Genomic DNA, 21,603 nt, shown 5'->3' with positions numbered 1-21,603 from the left:
GCGGCGAGCGGTGGTCGCACACCACCGCTCGCCGGCGGCTCAGCGCACGACGTCGAAGACGTTCTTCTGGATGCCGTTGGCGTACACCTCGTGCTCGACGAGCCGCAGCCGCTGGGCGTCCTTGTCCGTGTCGCTGAACAGCCGCTTGCCCGCGCCGAGGAGCAGCGGGAAGACCAGCAGGTGGTAGCGGTCGATCAGGCCGGCGTCCGACAGGCTCCGGTTCAGGGCGGCGCTGCCGTGGACGATGACCGGGCCGCCCTCGGTCTCCTTGAGCGCGGCGACCTCGTCGAGCGAGCGCAGAATCGTCGTCTCGCCCCAGTTCGTCACCAGGTCGTCCTCGGTGAGGGTGGTGGAGACGACGTACTTCGGCATCGTCCGGTACTCGGGGAACTCCGCCATGTCGGGCCAGACCGGGCTGAACGCCTCGTAGCTGACCCGGCCCAGCAGCAGTGCCGCGGCCTCGCCCTGCTCGCGGCCCTTGATCTCGTACGCCTCGGGGAGGAAGTCCACGAGCCGGAAGGTCCACCCGGAGTTCCGGTAGCCGGGCTCGCCGCCCGGTGCCTCCACGACACCGTCGAGCGAGACGAAGGCGGTGCTGATCAGAGTGCGCATGCGAAGTTCCTCAACGTTTCGTGTCCGGTCCGTGTACGCCTATGACCCGGGGCGGGGGAAGAACTCATCGGTCCCCACCGCGGCGCGAGTGACCGGCCCTGCCCGCAGCGCGTCCACGGCGTGCAGGGCCACGTGGAGCTCCGTGCGCTGCTCACCGGACTCGAGGTCACGTCCGAGCAGCCGCTCGATGGTGCGCAGCCGTTGGTAGACCGTCTCCCGGGACAGACCGGCCGAGCGGGCGGCCACCGTCTTGTTGCCCGCGGCGTCCAGATAACCGCGCAGGGTCGCCACCAGGTCGGTGCCGTGCCGGGCGTCGTGGTCGAGCAGCGGGCCCAGCCGCCGTTCCGCGTAGTCCTGGACGCGGAAGTCGTCGCGCAGCGCGTACAGCAGGCGGCGCAGCCCGATGTCGGACCGCTCGTGGAAGGAACGGCCGGACGGGAGGGGCCGGCCCGGTTCGGTGGCCTCGGCCACCCGGGCCGCCTCACGGAACGAGCGCGCCGCGTCGGCGAGGTCCTCGGTGGGCGAGCCCACGCTCACCGTCGCATCCGGGGCCGCGTCCAGGGCGGTGCGGCCCACCCGCTCGACGGCCTCGCGCCACGGCCGGGACGGGCACAGCGCCAGCAGCACGCCGAGGCGGGTAGGGGACAGCAGCCCGACGAGGGCCCGCGCCCCCGTCCCGGACAGTTCCTCGGAGAGCCGGGTCTCGGCCGCCCCGGTGTCCGGCTCGGACGGCAGGTCCGCGAGGACGGCGACGAACCGGACGTGCTCCGCGGGCAGTCCCAGCGCCGCGACGCGGGCCCGCGCGTCCGCGGGGGAGCGGTGCCGCCGCTCGACCAGGTCGCGCAGGGCGTTGCGGTGGGCGGTGCGCTCCCACGGCGTGGGACGGGTGAGACGGGAGATGGTGAGCGCCATCGCGGTCCGCTCCAGCACCGTGACGTCCTCCGGCCCGAGGGCCCGGCCGGGAAGCGCGGCGGGGAGCATGACCACCCGGCCCCACCGCTCGCCCTGGTACTCCACCGGCGCCACGAGCCAGCCGCCGGGGCCGGACACCTCGGCGCGGTCGGTGGCCGGCGTGGTGCGTGAGCGCCGTTCCCAGTCCGCGAGCGCGGCGCGGACCGTGGTCCCGGAGGGCTCGCAGACCAGCGCCCGGTGGACCAGGTTCTCCAGCACGACCGTACGGCCGCTCATCTCCGCCGCGACGCGCAGCACCTCCTCGGGCCCCGCGCCGCGCAGGGTGAGCGCGGTGAACGCCTCGTGCACGCGCTGGGTCCGGCGGATCGCGTCCGCCTGGTGGCCGACGATCAGGGTGTGCACGACCTGGGTGACCTCCAGGAAGTTGACGTCCCTGGCGAGCGTGACGAGGGGCAGTCCGTGCGTACGGCAGGCGTGGACCAGGGCGTCGGGCGGCCGATGGTAGCGGCGTACCAGCTCGATGACGAGGGCGGCGGCACCGACGGCGGCGAGCTCGTCGACGTAGCGGCGGACACCGGCGGGGTCGTCGGGCAGGGGCATGCCGGTGGTGAGGACCAGTTCACCGCCCTTGAGGAAGGAGGCGGGGTCCGTCAGTTCGGTGACGTGGACCCAGCGGACCGGACGGCCGAGGTGCTGCCCGCCGGTCACCACCCGCGGCTCCCCGCCCGCCAGCACCGGCAGGGCCAGCACGTCGGCCACGGTGGGCGAGCGGCCCGCCGGGCCCGGTTGCCGGTTCTCGCTCACGGTGCCTCCCTGTGTACTCACGTTACGCCGAACGCCTGACACATCGTCCGGACACGCTGCCCCGGCCGGACAGATCACGCGTTGGCGCGTCCGCCGGGGCGGGAAGGCTCCCGGGACCGCAGCAGTCCGACGAACAGGCCGGGAGACGAGCATGACCGCACTGTCGCCGCACCTTCGCCAGGCCACCCCCGTGGTGGCGGTCCGGGGCGAGGGCGTCCACCTCGACGGCGAGGACGGCCGCCGCTATCTGGACTTCACCGCCGGCATCGGCGTCACCAGCACCGGCCACTGCCACCCCAGGGTGGTGGCCGCCGCCCAGGAGCAGGTCGCCACCCTGATCCACGGCCAGTACACGACCGTCATGCACCCGCCGCTGCGGCGTCTGGTCGACAAGCTCGGCGAGGTACTGCCCCAGGGCCTGGACAGCCTGTTCTTCACCAACTCCGGCAGCGAGGCGGTCGAGGCCGCGTTGCGCCTGGCCCGCCAGGCCACCGGACGGCCCAACGTGCTGGTCTGCCACGGCGGCTTCCACGGCCGCACCGTGGCCGCCGCTTCCATGACCACCTCCGGCACCCGCTTCCGCTCCGGGTTCTCGCCGCTGATGAGCGGCGTGGTCGTCACCCCCTTCCCGACCGCCTTCCGCTACGGCTGGGACGAGGAGACCGCCACCCGCTTCGCCCTGAGGGAACTCGACTACGCCCTCCAGACGATCTCCCCGCCCGCCGACACCGCCGCCGTGATCGTCGAACCGGTCCTCGGCGAGGGCGGGTACGTCCCGGCGAACCGCGCTTTCGTCCAGGGACTGCGCGAGCGCGCCGACCGGCACGGATTCCTGCTGATCCTCGACGAGGTGCAGACCGGCGTCGGCCGCACCGGCCGGTTCTGGGGCCACGAGCACTTCGGCGTCACCCCCGACATCCTCGTCACCGCCAAGGGACTGGCCAGCGGCTTCCCGCTGTCCGGCATCGCCGCCCCCGAGGAGCTGATGCGCAAGGCCTGGGCCGGCTCGCAGGGCGGGACGTACGGCGCCAACGCGGTCGCCTGCGCGGCGGCCTGCGCCACGCTGGACGTCGTACGCGACGAGAAGCTCGTCGAGAACGCCGAGACGATGGGAGCCCGGCTGCGTCACGGCTTGGAGGCGGTGGCGTCCAGGACCCCGGCCATCGGCGACGTACGGGGCATGGGACTGATGCTGGCCAGCGAGTTCGTCACCGCGGACGGCGAGCCGGACCCGGAGACCGCCGCCCGGGTGCAGCGGGCCGCCGTCGGCGAAGGTCTGCTCCTGCTGCTGTGCGGGGCCTGGAACCAGGTGGTCCGGATGATCCCGGCCCTGGTGATCGACGAGACGGCCGTGGACGAGGGACTCCGGGCGTGGGCCGCCGCCGTCGAGGCCGGCACGGGGGCAGCGGAATGACGACGGCCGCGTACCGCCGCACGACCCGCCCCGTACCCACGACGCACCGGCGATCAGGAGGCACCCCATGACCGACACCCCGGCCGACACCCCCACGCGGCTGTTCCTCGGCGGTGCCTGGGTGGACGCCGCGGACGGCGCCGTCATGCCCGTGGACGACCCCGCGACCGGCGAGATCCTCGCCCACGTCGCCGACGCGGGCCCCGAGGACGCCCGGCTCGCCGAGGAGGCGGCGGTCCAGGCGCAGCACGAGTGGGCCCGGACGGCACCGAGGGCGCGCAGCGAGATCCTGCGCCGCGCGTACGAGATCGTCCTGGAGCGCACCGACGAGCTGGCCCGCCTGATGACCTCCGAGATGGGCAAGCCGCTGGCCGAGGCCCGGGGCGAGGTCGCCTACGCCGCGGAGTTCCTCCGCTGGTTCTCCGAGGAGGCCGTCCGGATCGACGGCGGGCACGGGATCCTGCCCGACGGACGCAACCGCATGCTCCTCTCGCGGCGCCCGGTCGGACCCTGTCTGCTGATCACCCCGTGGAACTTCCCGCTCGCCATGGGCGCCCGCAAGATCGGCCCCGCGATCGCGGCCGGCTGCACGATGGTGCTCAAACCGGCACCGCAGACCCCGCTCTCCAGCCTGGCGCTCGCCGCGATCCTCAAGGAGGCGGGGCTGCCGGACGGGGTGCTGAACGTCGTGACCACCTCCAGGGCGGGGGAGGTGTGCGAGCCGCTGCTGCGCGGCGGGCGGATCCGCAAGCTGTCCTTCACCGGTTCGACGGCCGTCGGCCGGCTGCTCCTCGCCCAGTGCGCGGACACGGTCGTGCGGACCTCGATGGAGCTGGGCGGCAACGCGCCGTTCGTCGTCTTCGACGACGCGGACCTGGACGCCGCCGTGGACGGCGCGATGGTCGCCAAGATGCGCAACATGGGCGAGGCCTGCACCGCCGCCAACCGCTTCTTCGTGCACCGCTCGGCGGCCCGGGAGTTCGCCGACCGGCTGGCCCGGCGGATGGGGGCGCTCGTCGTGGGCCCCGGTACGAGTGACGGCGTGGACGTCGGCCCGCTCATCGACGCCGCCGGGCGCGCCAAGGTCGAGGAGCTGGTCGCCGACGCTGTGGAGCGCGGGGCCCGGGTACTGGTCGGCGGCCGTACGCCGAAGGGCCCCGGCTGCTTCTACCCGCCCACGGTGCTCACCGACGTCTCCCCGGACAGCCGCCTGATGGCGACGGAGATCTTCGGTCCCGTCGCCGCGATCCTCACCTTCGACGACGAGGACGAGGTGGTCCGCCGTGCCAACGACACGCCCTGGGGGCTCGTCGGCTACGTCTTCACCGAGGGCCTGGACCGCGCCCTGCGGGTCAGCGAGCGCCTGGAGGTCGGCATGGTCGGCCTCAACACCGGTCTGGTCTCCAACCCCGCCGCGCCCTTCGGCGGCGTCAAGCAGTCGGGCCTCGGCCGGGAGGGCGGGCGGGCCGGGATCGAGGAGTTCCTGGAGTACCAGTACGTGGCGCTGCCGACGGGGTGACGCAGGCGACCCGGGACGGGGCTTTGCATGGTCATGCGTAATCATGCATACTCTTCCTATGTCCAAGGTCCTCACCTCCCTCCCCACCGGCGAGCGCGTCGGTATCGCCTTCTCGGGCGGCCTCGACACCTCGGTCGCGGTCGCGTGGATGCGTGACAAGGGCGCCGTCCCCTGCACGTACACCGCCGACATCGGCCAGTACGACGAGCCCGACATCGCCTCGGTGCCCAACCGCGCGAAGACCTACGGCGCCGAGGTCGCGCGCCTGGTCGACTGCCGCGCGGCGCTGGTCGAGGAGGGCCTGGCCGCGCTCACCTGCGGGGCGTTCCACATCCGCTCGGGCGGGCGTGCCTACTTCAACACCACGCCGCTGGGCCGCGCCGTCACGGGCACCCTCCTCGTCCGGGCGATGCTCGAGGACGACGTCCAGATCTGGGGTGACGGCTCCACGTTCAAGGGCAACGACATCGAGCGGTTCTACCGGTACGGCCTGCTCGCCAACCCGCAGCTTCGGATCTACAAGCCGTGGCTGGACGCGGACTTCGTGACCGAGCTGGGCGGCCGCAAGGAGATGTCGGAGTGGCTGGTCGCCCACGACCTGCCCTACCGGGACTCCACGGAGAAGGCGTACTCCACCGACGCCAACATCTGGGGCGCCACCCACGAGGCCAAGACCCTCGAGCACCTCGACACCGGCGTGGAGACCGTGGAGCCCATCATGGGCGTGCGGTTCTGGGACCCGTCGGTCGAGATCGCCCCCGAGGACGTGACCATCGGCTTCGACCAGGGCCGCCCGGTGACGATCAACGGCAAGGAGTTCGCCTCCGCGGTCGACCTGGTGATGGAGGCCAACGCCGTCGGCGGCCGGCACGGCCTGGGCATGTCCGACCAGATCGAGAACCGGATCATCGAGGCCAAGAGCCGCGGCATCTACGAGGCGCCCGGCATGGCCCTGCTGCACGCCGCCTACGAGCGCCTGGTCAACGCCATCCACAACGAGGACACCCTCGCCCAGTACCACACCGAGGGGCGGCGCCTGGGCCGGCTGATGTACGAGGGCCGCTGGCTCGACCCGCAGTCGCTGATGATCCGTGAGTCGCTGCAGCGCTGGGTCGGCTCGGCGGTCACCGGAGAGGTCACCCTCAGGCTGCGGCGCGGCGAGGACTACTCGATCCTCGACACCACGGGGCCGGCGTTCAGCTACCACCCGGACAAGCTGTCCATGGAGCGCACCGAGGACTCCGCGTTCGGCCCGGTGGACCGGATCGGCCAGCTGACCATGCGCAACCTGGACATCGCCGACTCCCGCGCCAAGCTGGAGCAGTACGCCGGGCTCGGCCTCATCGGCGCCGCCAACCCGGCCATCGGTGCCGCCCAGGCCGCCGCGACCGGGCTGATCGGCGCCATGCCAGAGGGCGGCGCGCAGGCCATCGCCTCCCGCGGCGAGGTCTCCGCCGACGACGAGCTGCTGGACCGCGCCGCGATGGAGTCCGGCACGGACTGATCCCCGCGTCCCCACTCCGGGGACCACGCACCGGCGAGGGCCGGCTCGACGCCTCAGGGCGCCGGGCCGGCCCTTGTGTTTGTCGCGTCTGTTGCTCCACCTCGTGCACGGCTTGCGCGACTTGCGGGCTTCGAACGGTCCTTCCGGCACCGTCCGGCCCTTTGTTGCCAGTTCACATGCAGCGCAAGTGCGTCGCAAACAACGTAAGGCGTTTGCGTGCCAATTCCCGCCTCAACCGCGACCGTTGACAAACCGGTGACGCGCTAGAAACCTGATGACGCACTTTCCGCAAAGAATCGACTGTCCTGCTCAATTGGCGCGCAGAGTCGGTGCTTCCCCCCAACTGCCGGACCGTCGCGCCCTCCCCGACTCCCCACGGAACAGAGGACCCCATGAGACGGAGATCTCTCGGCCGACGGACGCTCACGGGCGCCGCCGTCGCCGGGCTGATGACGGTCGGGCTGCTGCCACTGCCCCTCGCCGCCACCGCGCGGGCGGCGACGGCGCCGGTGACGGCCGCCGCCGACGTCAATCTGGCCCTCGGCCGCCCCGCCAAGGCGGGCGGCTCGCACGGCGCCTACCCGGCCGGCAACGCCACCGACGGGCAGCAGGCCACCTACTGGGAGGGACCGGCCGGCTCCTTCCCGCAGTGGCTGCAGGTCGACCTCGGCACCGCCCGCGAGGTGGACCGCGTGGTGCTCAAACTGCCCGCGGGCTGGGAGAGCCGGACCCAGACACTCTCCCTGCGGGGCAGCGCCGACGGCTCCACGTTCCGCAGCCTCGACGCCTCGGACGGACGGGCGTTCGGACCGGCGCAGGCCGGCACCGTCGCCATCGACCTCGACTCGCCCTCCGAAGCCCGCTACGTCCGCGTCGACATCACCGGCAACACCGGCTGGAACGCCGCGCAACTGGCCGAGGTCGAGGTGTACGGCGACGACGTGGACACCGGCCCGCCGCCCACCGGTACCAACCTCGCCCGCAACAAGCCGGCCGAGGCCACCTCCACGACCCAGAACTACGTCGCCGCCAACGCCACCGACGACTCCACCTCCACCTACTGGGAGGCCGCCGGCAACCCGGCCGACCTCACGGTCGAACTCGGCGCCGACGCCGACGTCAGCGGGGTGGTGGTCAAGCTCGATCCGGACCCGGTGTGGTCCGCCCGCACCCAGAGCATCCAGGTGTTCGGACGGGCGCAGGGCGAGAGCGGCTTCACCTCGCTGCGCGACCGCGCCGACTACGCCTTCAGCCCGGGCCAGGACAACGCGGTGACCATCCCGGTCAGCGGCCGGGTCTCCGACGTACGGCTCCGGTTCTTCTCCAACACCGGCGCACCCGGTGGCCAGGTCGCCGAGTTCCAGGTGCTCGGCAGCGCCGCTCCCGCGCCCGACCTCACGGTCACCGGCCTCGACTGGTCGCCCGCCGCGCCGAACGAGCGCGACGAGGTCACCGTGAACGCCACGGTCCGCAACGCCGGCACCGCGGCCTCGGCCGCGACCACCACCGAGGTCACCGTGGAGGGCCGGGCGGCCGGCAGCGCCGCGGTCCCCGCACTGGACCCCGGCGAGTCCGCCGAGGTCGCCGTCGCCACCGGCGCCCACGCGGCCGGCAGCTACGCGGTCGCCGCCGTGGCCGACCCGCGGGACACCGTCGCCGAACTGGACGACACCAACAACAGCCGCTCGGCCACCGACCGCCTCGTCGTCGACCGGGCGCCCGGACCCGACCTCGAAGTGCGCTCCGTCACCACCAACCCGGCCAACCCGGCGGTGGGCGCCGAGGTCTCCTTCACCGTCGCCGTGCACAACCGCGGCACCAGCGCCGTCGAGGCCGGCTCGGTGACCCGGGTCCAGGCCGGCTCCAGCACCCTGGACGGCACCACCGGACAGGTCGCGGCGGGCGCCACGGTGAACGTGCCGATCAGCGGCACCTGGAAGGCGACCGGCGGCGGGGTCACCCTCACCGCCACCGCCGACGCCACCGCACGGGTCGCCGAGACCAACGAGAACAACAACGTGCTCGCCAAGTCCCTCGTCGTCGGACGCGGCGCCGCCGTGCCGTACACCGAGTACGAGGCGGAGGACGGCCGGTACGACGGCACCCTGCTCACCACCGACGCCAAGCGGACCTTCGGGCACACCAACTTCGGCACCGAGTCCTCCGGCCGCGAGTCCGTCCGGCTCGACTCGACCGGCGAGTACGTCGAGTTCACGTCCACCACACCCACCAACTCCATCGTGGTGCGCAACTCCATCCCCGACGCCCCGGGCGGCGGCGGAGCCGAGGCCACCCTCAGCCTCTACGCCGACGGACGGTTCGTGCAGAAGCTGAACCTGTCGTCCAAGCACAGCTGGCTCTACGGCAGCACCGACGACCCGGAGGGCCTCACCAACCGGCCCGGCGGCGACGCCCGGCGCCTCTTCGACGAGTCCCACGCGCTCCTCGACCGGACCTTCCCGCAGGGCACCGAGTTCCGCCTCCAGCGCGATGCGGGGGACTCAGCGGCCTTCTACGTCATCGACCTGATCGACCTGGAGCAGGTCGCGCCCGCCAGGACCAAGCCCGCCGAGTGCACCTCCATCACCGAGTACGGTGCCGTCCCCGGCGACGGACTCGACGACACCGACGCCATCCAGCGTGCCGTGACCGACGACCAGAACGGCAGGATCGACTGCGTGTGGATCCCCGCCGGACAGTGGCGCCAGGAGCAGAAGATCCTCACCGACGACCCGCTCAACCGCGGCCAGTACAACCAGGTCGGCATCAGCGACGTCACCATCCGCGGCGCCGGCATGTGGCACTCCCAGCTCTACACCCTGACCCCGCCGCAGGAGGCGGGCGGCATCAACCATCCGCACGAGGGCAACTTCGGCTTCGACATCGACGACAACACGCAGATCTCCGACATCGCCATCTTCGGCTCGGGCACCATCCGCGGCGGAGACGGCAACGCGGAGGGCGGCGTCGGCCTCAACGGCCGCTTCGGCAAGGACACCAAGATCAGCAACGTGTGGATCGAGCACGCCAACGTCGGTGTCTGGGTCGGCCGCGACTACTCCAACATCCCCGAGCTGTGGGGCCCCGGTGACGGCTTGGAGTTCACGGGCATGCGCGTCCGGGACACCTACGCGGACGGCATCAACTTCTCCAACGGCACCCGCAACTCCAGCGTCTACAACTCCTCCTTCCGCACCACCGGAGACGACTCGCTCGCGGTCTGGGCCAACAAGTACGTGAAGGACACCTCCGTGGACGTCGGCCACGACAACCACTTCCGCAACAACACCATCCAGCTTCCGTGGCGGGCCAACGGCATCGCGGTCTACGGCGGCTACGGCAACACGATCGAGAACAACGTCGTCTCCGACACGGTGAACTACCCGGGCATCATGCTCGCCACCGACCACGACCCGCTGCCCTTCTCCGGGCAGACCCTGATCGCGGGCAACGCCCTGCACCGGACCGGGGGCGCGTTCTGGGGCGAGGCGCAGGAGTTCGGCGCCATCACCCTCTTCGCACAGGGCCAGGACATCCCGGGCGTGACCATCCGGGACACCGAGATCCTCGACTCGACCTACGACGGCATCCAGTTCAAGACGGGTGGCGGCACGATGCCGGACGTGAAGATCGAGAACGTCCGCATCGACAAGTCGAACAACGGCTCCGGCATCCTCGCGATGGGCGGCGCCCGCGGCAGCGCGACCCTGACCGACGTCACGATCACCAACTCGGCGAAGGAGGACATCCGGATCGAGCCCGGCTCCCAGTTCAAGATCAACCAGTAGGCCGGTCAGGCAGGAGCCGGTCGGGGGGAGACCGCCCGGCGGCGCGGAACACCACCGCGCCGCCGGGCTTCCGCCGCGCCCGGGAGCCGGCCGGGGGTGCGATCGACGGGGACGCGCGTGTCGTCCTCCAGGCGTTCGGCGTTGAGTTCGTTCACCGCTCCGATCGCGTCGCCGATCGTCGCGTAGTCCACCGCGATGAAGTTGACCGGTCTGCCGCGCTGCCGTTCACAGGTGTGCGCCCGCTCCAGCACCCGCTGCCGGGAGTTGACGACCCCGGCGTCGAGCCGCAGCCCGCCGCCCGCCGTGACGAAGTGGTTCAGCAGGAACAGCCGCTTGTCCGAACCGCCCCGGTTGGGCAGGCAGGACATCTCGTCCGGGCTGCGGAAGGCGAAGGGCGTCTCCATGCCGTACCGGTAGAGGTTCCGGTACCACGGCGCGGGCCCGTCCGCCTTCTCCGCGAAGACGACCAGCCGCCGACCGCTGTCGATCATGTCCCCGAGCTTCGGCCACGGACGGTCCGGGTCCGGTTCCGGCTCATAGAGCAGATCCGACAGCCCGGCCCGGACGAAGGCGTCCTGGGTCGTCGCCGCGTCCACGCCGTCCTGGAGGATCAGTGTGACGACCTCCGTGGGGTTGTCGCGCAGCCACTCACCGATCTGCCGCAGTGTCGGCTCCAGTTCGAGGGCGCCGGCGCCGCACACCGAGTGGCACAGCCACAGGCCGGGGTGGGGCGGGTTCACCCGTTTCAGGATGGTGGTCAGCCGACGGCGTTCGGCGGGGGAGAAGTCGGAGGTGCTCAACCGCTCCGCCACCTCCTCGGGCCGCTCCCAGCGGTGGGTGTCGAGCAGCAGGACCCGCGACCCGGCGCCCAGCTGGCCGACGATGTCCGGGTCCTGGAGGGGGCCGATGAACCGGTCGGCCGTCGTCGCCATCGCGTTGTGCGACGCGAGCTGGGCGATCTCGTCGTAACGGGCGTCGCACAGCTCGGCGCTGCCCTGGCAGATCCGCGGGGAGGAACCGGTGATCGCCACCGGCGCCAGCATCGTCCCGACGAGGGCGACGGCGGTGACGGTGAAGGTCAGCGCCGGGACGTGCCGCGGATCGGTGAGGACCGGCACGCTGGGCCGGGTCTGCCAGACCCAGCCGACGGTGATCAGCAGGGCGCCCGCGGCGAGCAGGATCACCGCGACGACGACGGCGGTGGTCAGCAGCCGGTCGAGCGCGGCGGCCTGGACGTCGGCGAGCAGCCCCGTGGCCGCCGGCGGCCACGACGTGGGGGTGCCGAACAGTGTGTCGCCCAGCGTGAGCCGCAGCACGAGCACGGTGAGCGCCAGGAGAGCGGCGGCGGCCGCCGGCACCCAGCCCAGCGGAATCAGCCGCCGCTTGGCGGGCGACGGCGTCAGGAACCACAGCAGGGTGAGCGCGGCGGCGCACAGCACGGCCGCCGCCGGTTCCACCACGTCCTGGAAGAGCCGGGTGACGTGGCGGGCGCGGTCCAGCGGGGCCAGCGCCTCGGTCCCGGGCTCGACGTCGACGGTGACGACCCAGGTGCCCTGCCTCGCCTCCCGCAACAACTCCTCGGCGGCGTCCCGGACCTGGTCGGTCAGGGCGACCGGGGCGATCGCGGCCAGGGCCGAGGCCACGTCGCCCCGGTCCAGCGCCGTCAGGACGGTGGATCTGACCGCGTCCTGCGCCGCGCCGTCCGGCACCAGCCGCATCAGGGCGTCCGTGGCCGCGACCGCCTGGCCGTGGGAGAGCGGCAGCGTCGGCAGCTCCTCCAGCGGCGCCTCGCCGGCCACCACCCGCGCCACCAGTTCCGACACGCGTTGCACGAAGGCCTGGAAATCGGGCTCGGACCGCTTCTGCAGCGCGGCGACGGCGTCACCGAAGTACGCCTGGCTGAGCCGTTCGACGTTCGCGACGACCGGCTCCAGATCGACCGTGATCCGCAGCCGGTCGGAGTCGCCCTCCAGGTAGTGGACCATCTCCGCGATCTGCCCGTCGCCCATGGTCCGCAGCGTCTCCGGCGGGATCACCACCTTGAGGTTCGAGGTGATGGTCGACTGCGGAACGGGCAGCCGCTCCAGCAGGTCGCTGGTGAACGGCGTACTGCCCGGGTCCACCAGCACCTCGTCGTAGAAGCGCTGGTAGGCGCGCTCGTCCTCCAGCACCTGACCGTAGAACCCGGGGTCCAGCACCGTACTGCGGACGACGGCCGCCGCGGCCAGGACGGTCAGGCTCAGCACCGCCACGCACCAGACCAGCACCTCGACCCAGCGCGGGTGCCGGACCAGTGCGTTCATGGACCCATTCTCGTGTCAGCCGGCCGCCGTGCCGCACGGCGTCGGGAGGGGCGTGCCCTCACACGCATGCCCCGCCCCGGGCCGGCCGATACGTGTCGGCCTGCGCACGCCGTCCGCCTTCCGGCGGCGGGTACGGCTCCTCACGGACCCTCCGGCACCCGGAACCGGCAACGGGACCCGATCAGGCCGCCGGAGCCGGGTACGTCGGGTACTCCACCCCGGAGACGTGCTGCACGACGCGGACGACCTGGCAGGAGTAGCCGAACTCGTTGTCGTACCAGAGGTAGAGGATCGCGTTGTCGCCCTCGACCTTCAGCGCGCCGGCGTCCACGATCGAGGCGTGGCGCGAGCCGATGAAGTCGCTGGAGACGGCGTCGGGCGCGCTGATGAAGTCGATCTGGCGCTTGAGCGGCGAGGTCAGCGACACCTCGCGCAGGTGGTCCACGACCTCTTCGCGGCTCGCCTCCCGGGCCAGCTGGAGGTTGAGGATCGCGATCGACACGTCAGGCACGGGCACCCGGATCGAGCTGCCGGTGATCCGCGCCTTCAGGTCGGGCAGCGCCTTGGCGACGGCGGAGGCGGCGCCGGTCTCCGTGATGACCATGTTCAGCGGCGCGCTGCGGCCGCGGCGGTCCGACTTGTGGTAGTTGTCCAGCAGGTTCTGGTCGTTGGTGAAGGAGTGCACCGTCTCCACGTGACCGCGCAGCACGCCGTACTCGTCCTCCATCGCCTTCAGGGGCGGGACGATCGCGTTGGTGGTGCAGGACGCGCAGGACAGGATCCGCTCGTCCGGCTTGACGGTGTCGTGGTTGACGCCGTGGACGATGTTGGGGACGTCGCCCTTGCCCGGCGCGGTCAGCACGACCTTGTCGATGCCCGGACGCAGGTGCTTCGACAGGCCCTCGCGGTCGCGCCACTTGCCGGTGTTGTCGATGAGGATGGCGTCCTTGATGCCGTACGCCGTGTAGTCGGCCTGGGACGGGTCGTCCGCGTAGATCACCCTGATGGCGTTGCCGTTGGCGAGGATCGTGCTGTTGTCCTCGTCGACGGTGATCGTGCCCTGGAACTGGCCGTGCACGGAGTCGCGGCGCAGCAGCGAGGCCCGCTTGACGATGTCCTCGGCTGCCCGGTCGCCCCCACCGCGGACGACGATGGCGCGCAGGCGCAGGCCGTTGCCCGAGCCGGCCTTCTCGATGAGCAGCCGGGCGACGAGGCGGCCGATGCGGCCGAAGCCGTACAGGACGACGTCGCGCCCCTCGCGCCGGTCGATCTTGTTGGCGCCGGTGGCCCCGGCGACGGCCTCGGCCGTGAACTCCTCGACCGACAGACCCCGGTCGTCGGTCCGGTAGGTCGCGGCGAGCATGCCGATGTCGATCTGCGAGGGCCCGAGGTCGAGCGTGGTGAGTGCCCGCAGGAAGGGCATCGTCTCGGTGACCGACAGCTCCGCCCCGGCGATCTGGCGGGCGAAGCGGTGGGTCTTGAGGATGCTGACCACCGACTTGTTCACCAGGGAACGGCTGTGCAGCAGGATCGTGACGTCCTGCTCCCGGTGCAGCTTCCCGATCATCGGGATCATCGATTCCGCGGTCTCTTCGCGGTGCTTCCAGTTGGTGAACGAGTCGTCGTTGACAGTCACGTCTCTATCTTTCGAGCTAGGCGGCGCTCATATGCTAACCCCACCGCGTTGATGATCGATCAAGTGGGCCCCCGGCCGATCAGATGAGTACGCAACCGGGAGTGCGTCTCGAACAGGATTGCGCCGTGGACGTACCGGGTACGCGAGGCTGGACCGTGTCCGCGCCGATCGTCCGCGTGGGCCGCAACACCGCCGCTACCAGGGAATCTGCCATGGAGACACCCGCGAACGACCACCCCGTCACGCCCGCCCAGCGGGCGCTGGACACGCTGGCCGAGGCCCCCGAGGCCGCCGACAACACGTCGGCGCTCGACACACTCGCGAGCAGCGACGTCCTCGTGCCGGTGCCCGACGACGCGAACGACCAGGACGCCGCCGACCCGGGCATGCTGGCGCTGCCGGTCCTGGAACAGCAGGGCGGCCGCCAGGTGGTGCCCGTGTTCACCTCGGAGCTGGAGATGGCCGACCTGCTGCCGTACGTCTCCCGCTACCGCATGGTGCCGCTGGGCGCCCTCGCCGCGCAGTGGCCTGCCGACGACCTGTCGCTGTCCATCGACGCCGGCTCGGAGCACCGCCTCACCCTCACGTCGGACGGCGTCCGCACCCTGCTGGCCCGCCCCTAGGAGCGAGGCCGGTGGCGAGGGCCTCCGCTTCCCGTCAGGGGCGGGGGCCCTCGTCGTCGTCGCCGAGCGTGCGGGCCAGCGCGGCCCGCTGCAGCGGCAGTATCTCGGCGTGCAGGTCCCGGCCCCTGGGGGTCAGCGTGACGTACACGCCGCGCCGGTCCTCCGCGCACATCGAGCGCTGCACCAGCCCGTCCTTCTCCAGCCTGGCGATCAGCCGGGACAGCGCGCTCTGGCTCAGGTGGACCCGGCCGACCAGGTTCTGCACCCGGCACCGGTCGCCGGCCTCGGGCCCCTCGGCCACGAGGAGGTCGAGCACCTCGAAGTCGCTCGCGCCCAGGCCGTACGGGTGCAGTGCCCGGTCGATCTCGCACACCGTGCGCGCGTGCAGCGACAGGATGTCCCGCCACCGTTCCTCGAGCCGCGCACCGGCCGTCCTGGCTCCCATGTGTGAACGGTAGCACCGCGAGCGATATTGGTTGAATGTGCAAATGGCCCGGTCGGCGGAGAACGGGCCCCGGCTGCGGGAAGGTGGAGGGCAACGGCAGGGCCGGGCTCGCGCGGAGGGAGGACGAGATGCTCAGGACCCCCGTGCACGGCACGCGTCTCGACATCCTGGAGTGGCTGGAGGACCCGGCCGCGCACTTTCCGCCGCAGCGTCACGTCGACCCCGTCGAGCACGGCGTCCACGCGGGTCCCGTGGCCGCGAAGCTCGGGGTGCCGCGCCGGGTGGCCGAGCCCACCTGGGCCTCCTCGCCGCCGTCGGCCTGCTCCGGGCCAGGAGGGTCCGGCGCCGCACGTACTACCGGCGCGACGAGGTGCGGATCGCCGAGGTGGCACGGATGTTCGAGAAGGGCTGGCAGGGCGGGTCCCCTCCCGGATGACCCGGATGCCGCCCCGGCGTTACGCTGAGCACCGGCCGCGGCCCGCAGGGGCGCGGCGCGGCGGTGGGGCCCGCCGTACCCGAACCGCGGCTCAGGCGCCGCCAACGGTCCCTACTTGACTTGCGCACGGGGGCACCCCCCTGCCCGGCGAGTAGGAGACGCACGACCATGACAGTCCCGAGGACCGGGCGTCCCGGCGGGATCCGGGCCACCGCCCCGACACGGTCCGGGTGGCGTACCCAGGCACCGGTCGTCGCGGTCGTGGCCCTCGGCGGCGGCACCGGCGCCGCCGCCCGCTACGCGGCCTCCCTGTGGTGGCCGACGCAGAGCGGGGGCTTCCCATGGACGACCTTCGGGGTCAACGTCACCGGCTGTGCCGTGATCGGGGTGTTCATGGTGGTCATCACCGAGATCCGGGCCGCCCACCGCCTGGTCCGGCCCTTCTTCGGCACCGGCGTGCTCGGCGGCTTCACCACGTTCTCCACCTACGCGGTCGACAGCCGCTCCCTGTTCGCCGACGGCCGGGTCCCCACCGGCCTGGCCTACCTCGCCGCGACCCCGCTCGCGGCACTCACGGCGGTGTGGCTCGCCGCATGGGCGGCCCGCCTGGTCCTGAAGTGGAGGCAGTCATGACGAGACTGACCGGCAGCGCCCTGCGCCTGACCGTCTTCGTCGGCGAGAACGACACCTGGCACCACCGCCCCCTGTACTCGGAGATCGTCCACCGCGCCCACGCGGCGGGGCTGGCGGGTGCCAGCGTCTTCCGCGGCGTCGAGGGCTTCGGCGCCTCGTCGCTGATCCACACCACCAGGCTGCTGTCCCTGAGCGAGGACCTCCCGGTGGCCGTGGTCGTCGTCGACACCGAGGAGCGGGTCCGGGACTTCCTGCCGCTGCTCGACGAACTCGTCACCGAGGGCCCGGTCACCCTCGACCCGTGCGAGGTCGTCAGGTACGAGGGCCGGAGGCCTTCGTGAACTGGCTGCTGGTCGTCGTGGGCGGCATGGTCGGCGCGCCGCTGCGCTACCTCACCGACCGGGCCGTGCAGTCCCGGCACGACTCCGTCTTCCCCTGGGGCACCTTCACGGTGAACGTGCTCGGCAGCCTGGTCCTCGGCCTGCTGACCGGCGCCGCCCTGGCCGGAGCGGCCGGCTCCGGGGCGCGGCTGCTGCTGGGGACCGGGCTGTGCGGCGCCCTCACGACCTACTCGACCTTCTCCTACGAGACCCTCCGGCTGACCGAGACCGGCGCGCGGCTGCAGGCCGCCGTGAACGTGGCGGGCAGTGTGGCGGCCGGCCTCGCGGCGGCGTTCGCGGGGGTGACGCTGGCCGACGCGCTCTGGACCTGACGCCGGGCACACAGCTTGGTGTAGTAGGAACTGGATGCCATGAGCGCCATCAGCATCGGTCAGGCCGTCGTCCTCGGAGCCGTCGAGGGGGTGACCGAGTTCCTGCCCGTCTCCTCCACCGGACATCTCAAGATCGTCGAGGGGCTGATGGGCATCCCGGTCGACGACGACGCCGTCATCGGCTTCTCCGCGGTCATCCAGGTCGGCGCGATCGCCGCCGTGCTCGTCTACTTCTCCAAGGACATCGCGCGGATCGTCTCCGCCTGGGCGCGCGGGCTGCGCGACCGCGAGGAGCGGTACCACCACGACTACAAGTTCGCCTGGTGGGTCATCTTCGCCACCGTCCCGATCGTGCTCGTCGGCCTGGCCGCCAAGCCCCTGATCAAGGGCCCCCTCGCCTCGCTGTGGGTGGTCGCGGGCTCCCTGATCGTCGGCAGCGGTGTGATGTGGTGGGCCGACCGCACCGGCCGGCACAAGCGGGGCGAGGACGACACGTCCTTCAAGGACGCGATGCTGGTCGGCGGCTCCCAGATCCTCGCCCTGCTCTTCCCGGGCTTCTCCCGCTCGGGCGCCACCATGTCCACCGCCCTGCTGCTCGACCTCGACCGGGTCGCCGCCACCCGGCTGTCCTTCTTCCTCGGCATTCCCGCCCTGACCGGGGCGGGCCTGTACGAGCTTAAGGACGCCCTGGGCACGGGAGCGGGCGCCGCGCCCCTGGCGGTCGGCACCCTGGTCTCCTTCGTGGTGGCCTACGCCTCCATCGCCTGGCTGCTGAAGTTCGTCGCCAAGCACTCCTTCAACGCGTTCGTGATCTACCGGATCGCGGTCGGCGTCCTGCTGTTCGGTCTGCTCGGCGCGGGAGTGCTGCACAGCTGACCGCCGAGCGCCGGCGGCCCGCCGCCTGCCGTTCAGCGGGCCTCGCGCAGCGGCTCCCCGACGCTCCTCATGTGCCGCAGGGCCTCGCGGTGCGAGGCCAGCAGCCCCGTCTGGTGGTACGGCACGCCCAGCTCGGCGCAGTACGCCTCGGTGATGGCCTGGGCGCGGCCGAGGGCGGGGGTCGGCATGCTGGGGAAGAGGTGGTGCTCGATCTGGTAGTTGAGACCGCCCATGAAGGCGTCGACGAGCCCGCCGCCCCGCACGTTGCGGGAGGTCAGGACCTGGCGGCGCAGGAAGTCCAGCCGCATGCCCTCCTCGATCATCGGCATGCCCTTGTGGTTGGGCGCGAAGACCGAGCCCAGGTAGATCCCGAACAGGCCCTGGTGCACGGCGAGGAAGACGAGCGCCTTGCCCGGGGAGAGGACGGTGAACAGGCCGCCGAAGTACAGGGCGAAGTGGGTGACGAGCAGCGTGCCCTCCAGAACCGGCCGCTTCACGGCCCGGCTGCCCAGGGCCTTGAAGCTGTTGAAGCTCAGGTTGAGGCCCTCCAGCGTCAGCAGCGGGAAGAACAGGGCGGCCTGGTGCTTGCCGACGAACCGCGGCAGCCCGGTCGCCCGGGCAGCCTGACCCCGGGACCACACCAGGATGTCGGGGGAGACGTCCGGGTCCTTCTCCTCGTGGTTCGGGTTCGCGTGGTGGCGGGTGTGCTTGTTCATCCACCAGCCGTAGCTCATGCCGAGCAGCAGGTTGGCCGTCAGCAGGCCGCCCGTCTCGCTGGGGCGGCGGCGCGAGAAGACCTGCCGGTGGGCGAGGTCGTGGGCCGCCAGCCCGAGCTGTCCGAAGACGACGGCGAGCGCCACCGCGACGAACAGCTGGCCCCAGCTGTCCCCCAGGGAGACGAACGCGGCGACACCGCCGGCGAGCGCGAGGGCGACGGCGCCGAAACGGACCGTGTAGTACAGCGGGCGGCGCCGGAGCAGCCCCGCGTCGGCCATGCGCCGGGAGAGTTCGGAGAAGTCGCTCCCCTTCTCGCGTCCCTTTTCCTGTGCGGGTGTGGGCAGGCTCTCGACGAGCACCGTTGATTCGACCATGTACTCGAGTATGTGAACGGCCGCCCGGCCGCAGAATGGCGTCCGCCCCCGAAACGGGGGTGAGGCCAGCACCACCCCTCAGCGGGGGTCCACCCGCCGTGAGCCCCGTGCCGCCCGGACCGGCCCGGAGGGAGAATGGCGATCATGAGCACACCGACGACCTTCCGGCCGGTCCTGGAACGCATCGCCGAGGAGATCGAACGGACCCCGGGCAGCGGCCGGCCCGCCGACTACATCCCCGCGCTCGCCGCCCGCGACCCGCGCCGCTTCGGCATGGCCGTCGCCGAACCGGACGGCACGGTCTACGGGGTGGGGGACTGGCGGGAGCCGTTCTCCGCGCAGTCCATCACCAAGGTCTTCACCCTCGCCCTCGACCTGGCCAGGGAGGGCGACGCCCTGTGGGAGCACGTGGGCCGCGAGCCGTCCGGCAACCCGTTCAACTCCCTGGTGCAGCTGGAGTACGAGAACGGCATCCCGCGCAACCCGTTCATCAACGCGGGTGCCCTCGTCGTCACCGACCGGCTGCACACCCGCACCGGTGACGCGGCCGGCGAACTGCTCGCCTTCCTGCGCGCGGAGAGCGGCAACCCGGACCTCACCCACGACGAGGAGGTCGCCGCCTCCGAGGCCGCGCACGGCGACCGGAACGCCGCGCTGGCGCACTTCATGGCGTCGTACGGGAACATCGACAACCCCGTGCCGGTGCTCCTCGAACAGTACTTCCGCCAGTGCTCCGTCACCGCGTCCTGCGCCGACCTCGCCCTGGCGACCGGGTTCCTGGCCCGGCACGGGATCCGGGCCGACGGCACCCGGCTGCTCAGCCGCAGCCGGGCCAAGCAGATCAACGCGGTCATGCTGACCTGCGGGACCTACGACGCGGCCGGCGACTTCGCCCACCGGGTGGGCCTGCCGGGCAAGAGCGGGGTCGGCGGCGGCATCATCGCGGTCGTGCCGGGGCACTGCACGCTGTGCGTGTGGAGCCCCGGCCTGGACGAGCGGGGCAACTCGGTGGCCGGAGTGGCGGCCCTGGACCGCTTCACGACGCTGACGGGGCTGTCGGTGTTCTGAACGTGTGCGACGCTCCCGTCAACTGCCGTCGTCCCGGACGATCTTGAGCCGCAGGGCGAGCGCCGTGACGCCCGCGCCGAGCGCCGCCACGCCCAGGATCGCGCCGGTCTCCGGCCAGCCCGGACCGTCCTCGGCCGGTTCCGCCGCGGTCGCCGCCGCGGGTACGGCCTGGGGCCCCTGCCGGGCCCGGACGCCCTCGTGGGCCAGCGATCCCACCGGGTCGACCTCCCCGTCCGCCTCGAAGCCCCAGTCGAGCAGCGCGCGGGCCTCCTCGTACACGGCGTGGCCGCCGCCCTCCTGAGGGTTCATCACCGTGACGACCAGAGTCCTTCCGTCGCGGCGGGCGGCGGCGATGAGCGTGTTCCCGGCGTTGCTGGTGTAGCCGTTCTTGACCCCGATCAGCCCCGGGTACGGCTTCACGCCGTCGGCCCCGGTGAGCAGCCGGTTGGTGTTCATGATCCCGTACGAGCTCCCGTCGCGGCCGGGGAAACTCGCGTCGACCTTGGCGCAGTACCGCGCGAAGTCGGGACGGCGCAGTCCCTCCCGGCCGAAGACGGCCAGGTCGTACGCCGACGAGACCTGGCCCGGGGCGTCGTAGCCGTCGGGCGAGCTGACGTGGGTGTCGAGGGCGCCCAGCGCCCGGGCCCGGGCCTGCATCCGGGCCGCCGTGGCGCTCCAGCCGCCGGTGAGCGAGGCGAGGACGTGCACGGCGTCGTTCCCGGAGTTCAGGAAGACGCCGTTCCACAGGTCGGAGACCCGGTACGTCTGGCCCTCGACGACGCCGACCAGGCTGCTGCCCGGCCCGATGCCGGACAGGTCCTCGGCGCCGACCTCGTGGCGGATGCCGCCCGGCAGGGCGGGCAGCACGGTGAGGGCGAACAGCGTCTTGAGGGTGCTGGCCGGCGGCAGCCTGCGGTGCGCGTCGTCCGCCGCCAGCACGTCGCCCGTCCCGGCGTCGGCCACGACCCAGGACAGGGCGGAGACATCGGGAACCCGGGGCGCTCCGGGATGCGGCCGGACCTGGGTGCCGGAGCGGTACAGCGGCGACGTCCGGGCCGCCGGGGCGCCGTCGGTCGGGCCGGGGTCCGGCCGCTCCGCACGGGCGGCCGCGGCGGCCGGCGCGAGCGTCAGCAGTCCTGCCACGCAGAGCATGCAGGTGGATCGCGCCGCCCGGGATGAGAATCCGATAGTCATACCGCAAACGTAGGAACGGCCCCCCGCACCGCC

17 protein-coding genes and 1 pseudogene are annotated in these 21,603 nt (G+C 72.2%); 11 read left to right on the top strand and 7 right to left on the bottom strand.

Going from position 1 to position 21,603, the window contains the following annotated elements; translation table 11 throughout:
- Positions 1-39 precede the first annotated feature (39 nt).
- Complete coding sequence (locus ACZ6IM_RS05990; RefSeq protein ID WP_052837193.1) at positions 40-612, bottom strand: dihydrofolate reductase family protein; 573 nt, start codon at positions 610-612, stop codon at positions 40-42.
- 39 nt (positions 613-651) lie between these two features.
- The gene (locus tag ACZ6IM_RS05985) at positions 652-2,328 is read right to left on the bottom strand and encodes a PucR family transcriptional regulator (protein WP_469554500.1); all 1,677 of its coding nucleotides are present in this window, start codon (positions 2,326-2,328) and stop codon (positions 652-654) included.
- 151 nt (positions 2,329-2,479) lie between these two features.
- Here ACZ6IM_RS05985 and ACZ6IM_RS05980 point away from each other — a divergent pair, with 151 nt between their 5' ends.
- The 4 genes from ACZ6IM_RS05980 to ACZ6IM_RS05965 all read left to right on the top strand — a co-directional run bounded on the left by ACZ6IM_RS05980 (position 2,480) and on the right by ACZ6IM_RS05965 (position 10,553).
- The gene (locus ACZ6IM_RS05980) at positions 2,480-3,742 is read left to right on the top strand and encodes an aspartate aminotransferase family protein (RefSeq protein WP_469554499.1); all 1,263 of its coding nucleotides are present in this window, start codon (positions 2,480-2,482) and stop codon (positions 3,740-3,742) included.
- Positions 3,743-3,809: 67 nt separating this feature from the next.
- A complete protein-coding gene (locus tag ACZ6IM_RS05975) occupies positions 3,810-5,261 on the top strand; it encodes an NAD-dependent succinate-semialdehyde dehydrogenase (protein ID WP_052837196.1) in 1,452 nt (483 codons plus the stop codon).
- A gap of 58 nt (positions 5,262-5,319) precedes the next feature.
- Complete coding sequence (gene argG / locus ACZ6IM_RS05970; protein ID WP_052837197.1) at positions 5,320-6,765, top strand: argininosuccinate synthase; 1,446 nt, start codon at positions 5,320-5,322, stop codon at positions 6,763-6,765.
- A gap of 392 nt (positions 6,766-7,157) precedes the next feature.
- On the top strand, positions 7,158-10,553 hold the full coding sequence (locus ACZ6IM_RS05965; RefSeq protein WP_469554497.1) for a CARDB domain-containing protein: 3,396 nt from the start codon (positions 7,158-7,160) through the stop codon (positions 10,551-10,553).
- Between the two features lie 5 nt (positions 10,554-10,558).
- Here ACZ6IM_RS05965 and ACZ6IM_RS05960 read toward each other — a convergent pair whose 3' ends face one another.
- Both ACZ6IM_RS05960 and ACZ6IM_RS05955 read right to left on the bottom strand, forming a co-directional pair.
- Positions 10,559-12,856: a PI-PLC domain-containing protein gene (locus ACZ6IM_RS05960; RefSeq protein WP_469554496.1), complete on the bottom strand. Its 2,298-nt coding sequence runs from the start codon at positions 12,854-12,856 to the stop codon at positions 10,559-10,561.
- A gap of 181 nt (positions 12,857-13,037) precedes the next feature.
- On the bottom strand, positions 13,038-14,492 hold the full coding sequence (locus ACZ6IM_RS05955) for a glyceraldehyde-3-phosphate dehydrogenase (protein ID WP_469554493.1): 1,455 nt from the start codon (positions 14,490-14,492) through the stop codon (positions 13,038-13,040).
- Between the two features lie 212 nt (positions 14,493-14,704).
- On the opposite strand from ACZ6IM_RS05955, the gene ACZ6IM_RS05950 reads away from it, so the two are divergent.
- Entirely contained in the window at positions 14,705-15,115 is a 411-nt protein-coding gene (locus ACZ6IM_RS05950) for an SseB family protein (protein WP_052837201.1), read from the top strand.
- A gap of 34 nt (positions 15,116-15,149) precedes the next feature.
- Here ACZ6IM_RS05950 and ACZ6IM_RS05945 read toward each other — a convergent pair whose 3' ends face one another.
- On the bottom strand, positions 15,150-15,560 hold the full coding sequence (locus tag ACZ6IM_RS05945; RefSeq protein WP_052837202.1) for a MarR family winged helix-turn-helix transcriptional regulator: 411 nt from the start codon (positions 15,558-15,560) through the stop codon (positions 15,150-15,152).
- Positions 15,561-15,688: 128 nt separating this feature from the next.
- Between ACZ6IM_RS05945 and ACZ6IM_RS05940 the strand changes: the two are divergent.
- The 5 genes and pseudogenes from ACZ6IM_RS05940 to ACZ6IM_RS05920 all read left to right on the top strand — a co-directional run bounded on the left by ACZ6IM_RS05940 (position 15,689) and on the right by ACZ6IM_RS05920 (position 18,217).
- Positions 15,689-15,996 (top strand): annotated as a pseudogene (locus ACZ6IM_RS05940) (ArsR family transcriptional regulator).
- 168 nt (positions 15,997-16,164) lie between these two features.
- Entirely contained in the window at positions 16,165-16,629 is a 465-nt protein-coding gene (crcB, locus tag ACZ6IM_RS05935) for a fluoride efflux transporter CrcB (protein ID WP_052837203.1), read from the top strand.
- Positions 16,626-16,970: a DUF190 domain-containing protein gene (locus ACZ6IM_RS05930; protein WP_469554491.1), complete on the top strand. Its 345-nt coding sequence runs from the start codon at positions 16,626-16,628 to the stop codon at positions 16,968-16,970. The genes crcB (ACZ6IM_RS05935) and ACZ6IM_RS05930 overlap by 4 nt, the downstream gene beginning before the upstream one ends.
- Positions 16,967-17,341: a fluoride efflux transporter CrcB gene (crcB, locus tag ACZ6IM_RS05925; RefSeq protein ID WP_052837205.1), complete on the top strand. Its 375-nt coding sequence runs from the start codon at positions 16,967-16,969 to the stop codon at positions 17,339-17,341. The genes ACZ6IM_RS05930 and crcB (ACZ6IM_RS05925) overlap by 4 nt, the downstream gene beginning before the upstream one ends.
- A 39-nt stretch (positions 17,342-17,380) precedes the next feature.
- A complete protein-coding gene (locus tag ACZ6IM_RS05920; protein WP_052837206.1) occupies positions 17,381-18,217 on the top strand; it encodes an undecaprenyl-diphosphate phosphatase in 837 nt (278 codons plus the stop codon).
- Between the two features lie 32 nt (positions 18,218-18,249).
- Here the strand turns inward: ACZ6IM_RS05920 and ACZ6IM_RS05915 are convergent, their stop codons facing one another.
- The gene (locus ACZ6IM_RS05915) at positions 18,250-19,308 is read right to left on the bottom strand and encodes a fatty acid desaturase family protein (RefSeq protein ID WP_469554488.1); all 1,059 of its coding nucleotides are present in this window, start codon (positions 19,306-19,308) and stop codon (positions 18,250-18,252) included.
- A 135-nt stretch (positions 19,309-19,443) separates the two neighbouring features.
- Between ACZ6IM_RS05915 and ACZ6IM_RS05910 the strand changes: the two genes are divergently transcribed.
- Positions 19,444-20,376, top strand: a complete 933-nt coding sequence (locus ACZ6IM_RS05910) for a glutaminase (protein ID WP_052837208.1) — start codon at positions 19,444-19,446, stop codon at positions 20,374-20,376.
- 18 nt (positions 20,377-20,394) lie between these two features.
- Here the strand turns inward: ACZ6IM_RS05910 and ACZ6IM_RS05905 are convergent, their stop codons facing one another.
- Positions 20,395-21,570 carry a D-alanyl-D-alanine carboxypeptidase family protein gene (locus ACZ6IM_RS05905; RefSeq protein ID WP_469554486.1) on the bottom strand — a complete coding sequence of 392 codons (1,176 nt, stop codon included), beginning with the start codon at positions 21,568-21,570 and terminating at the stop codon, positions 20,395-20,397.
- Positions 21,571-21,603: the final 33 nt, after the last annotated feature.

It is taken from the genome of Streptomyces sp. NPDC042336 (assembly GCF_055581985.1).
Note: the sequence above shows the minus strand (reverse complement) of the source record. Positions and strands in the feature narration are given on the sequence as shown.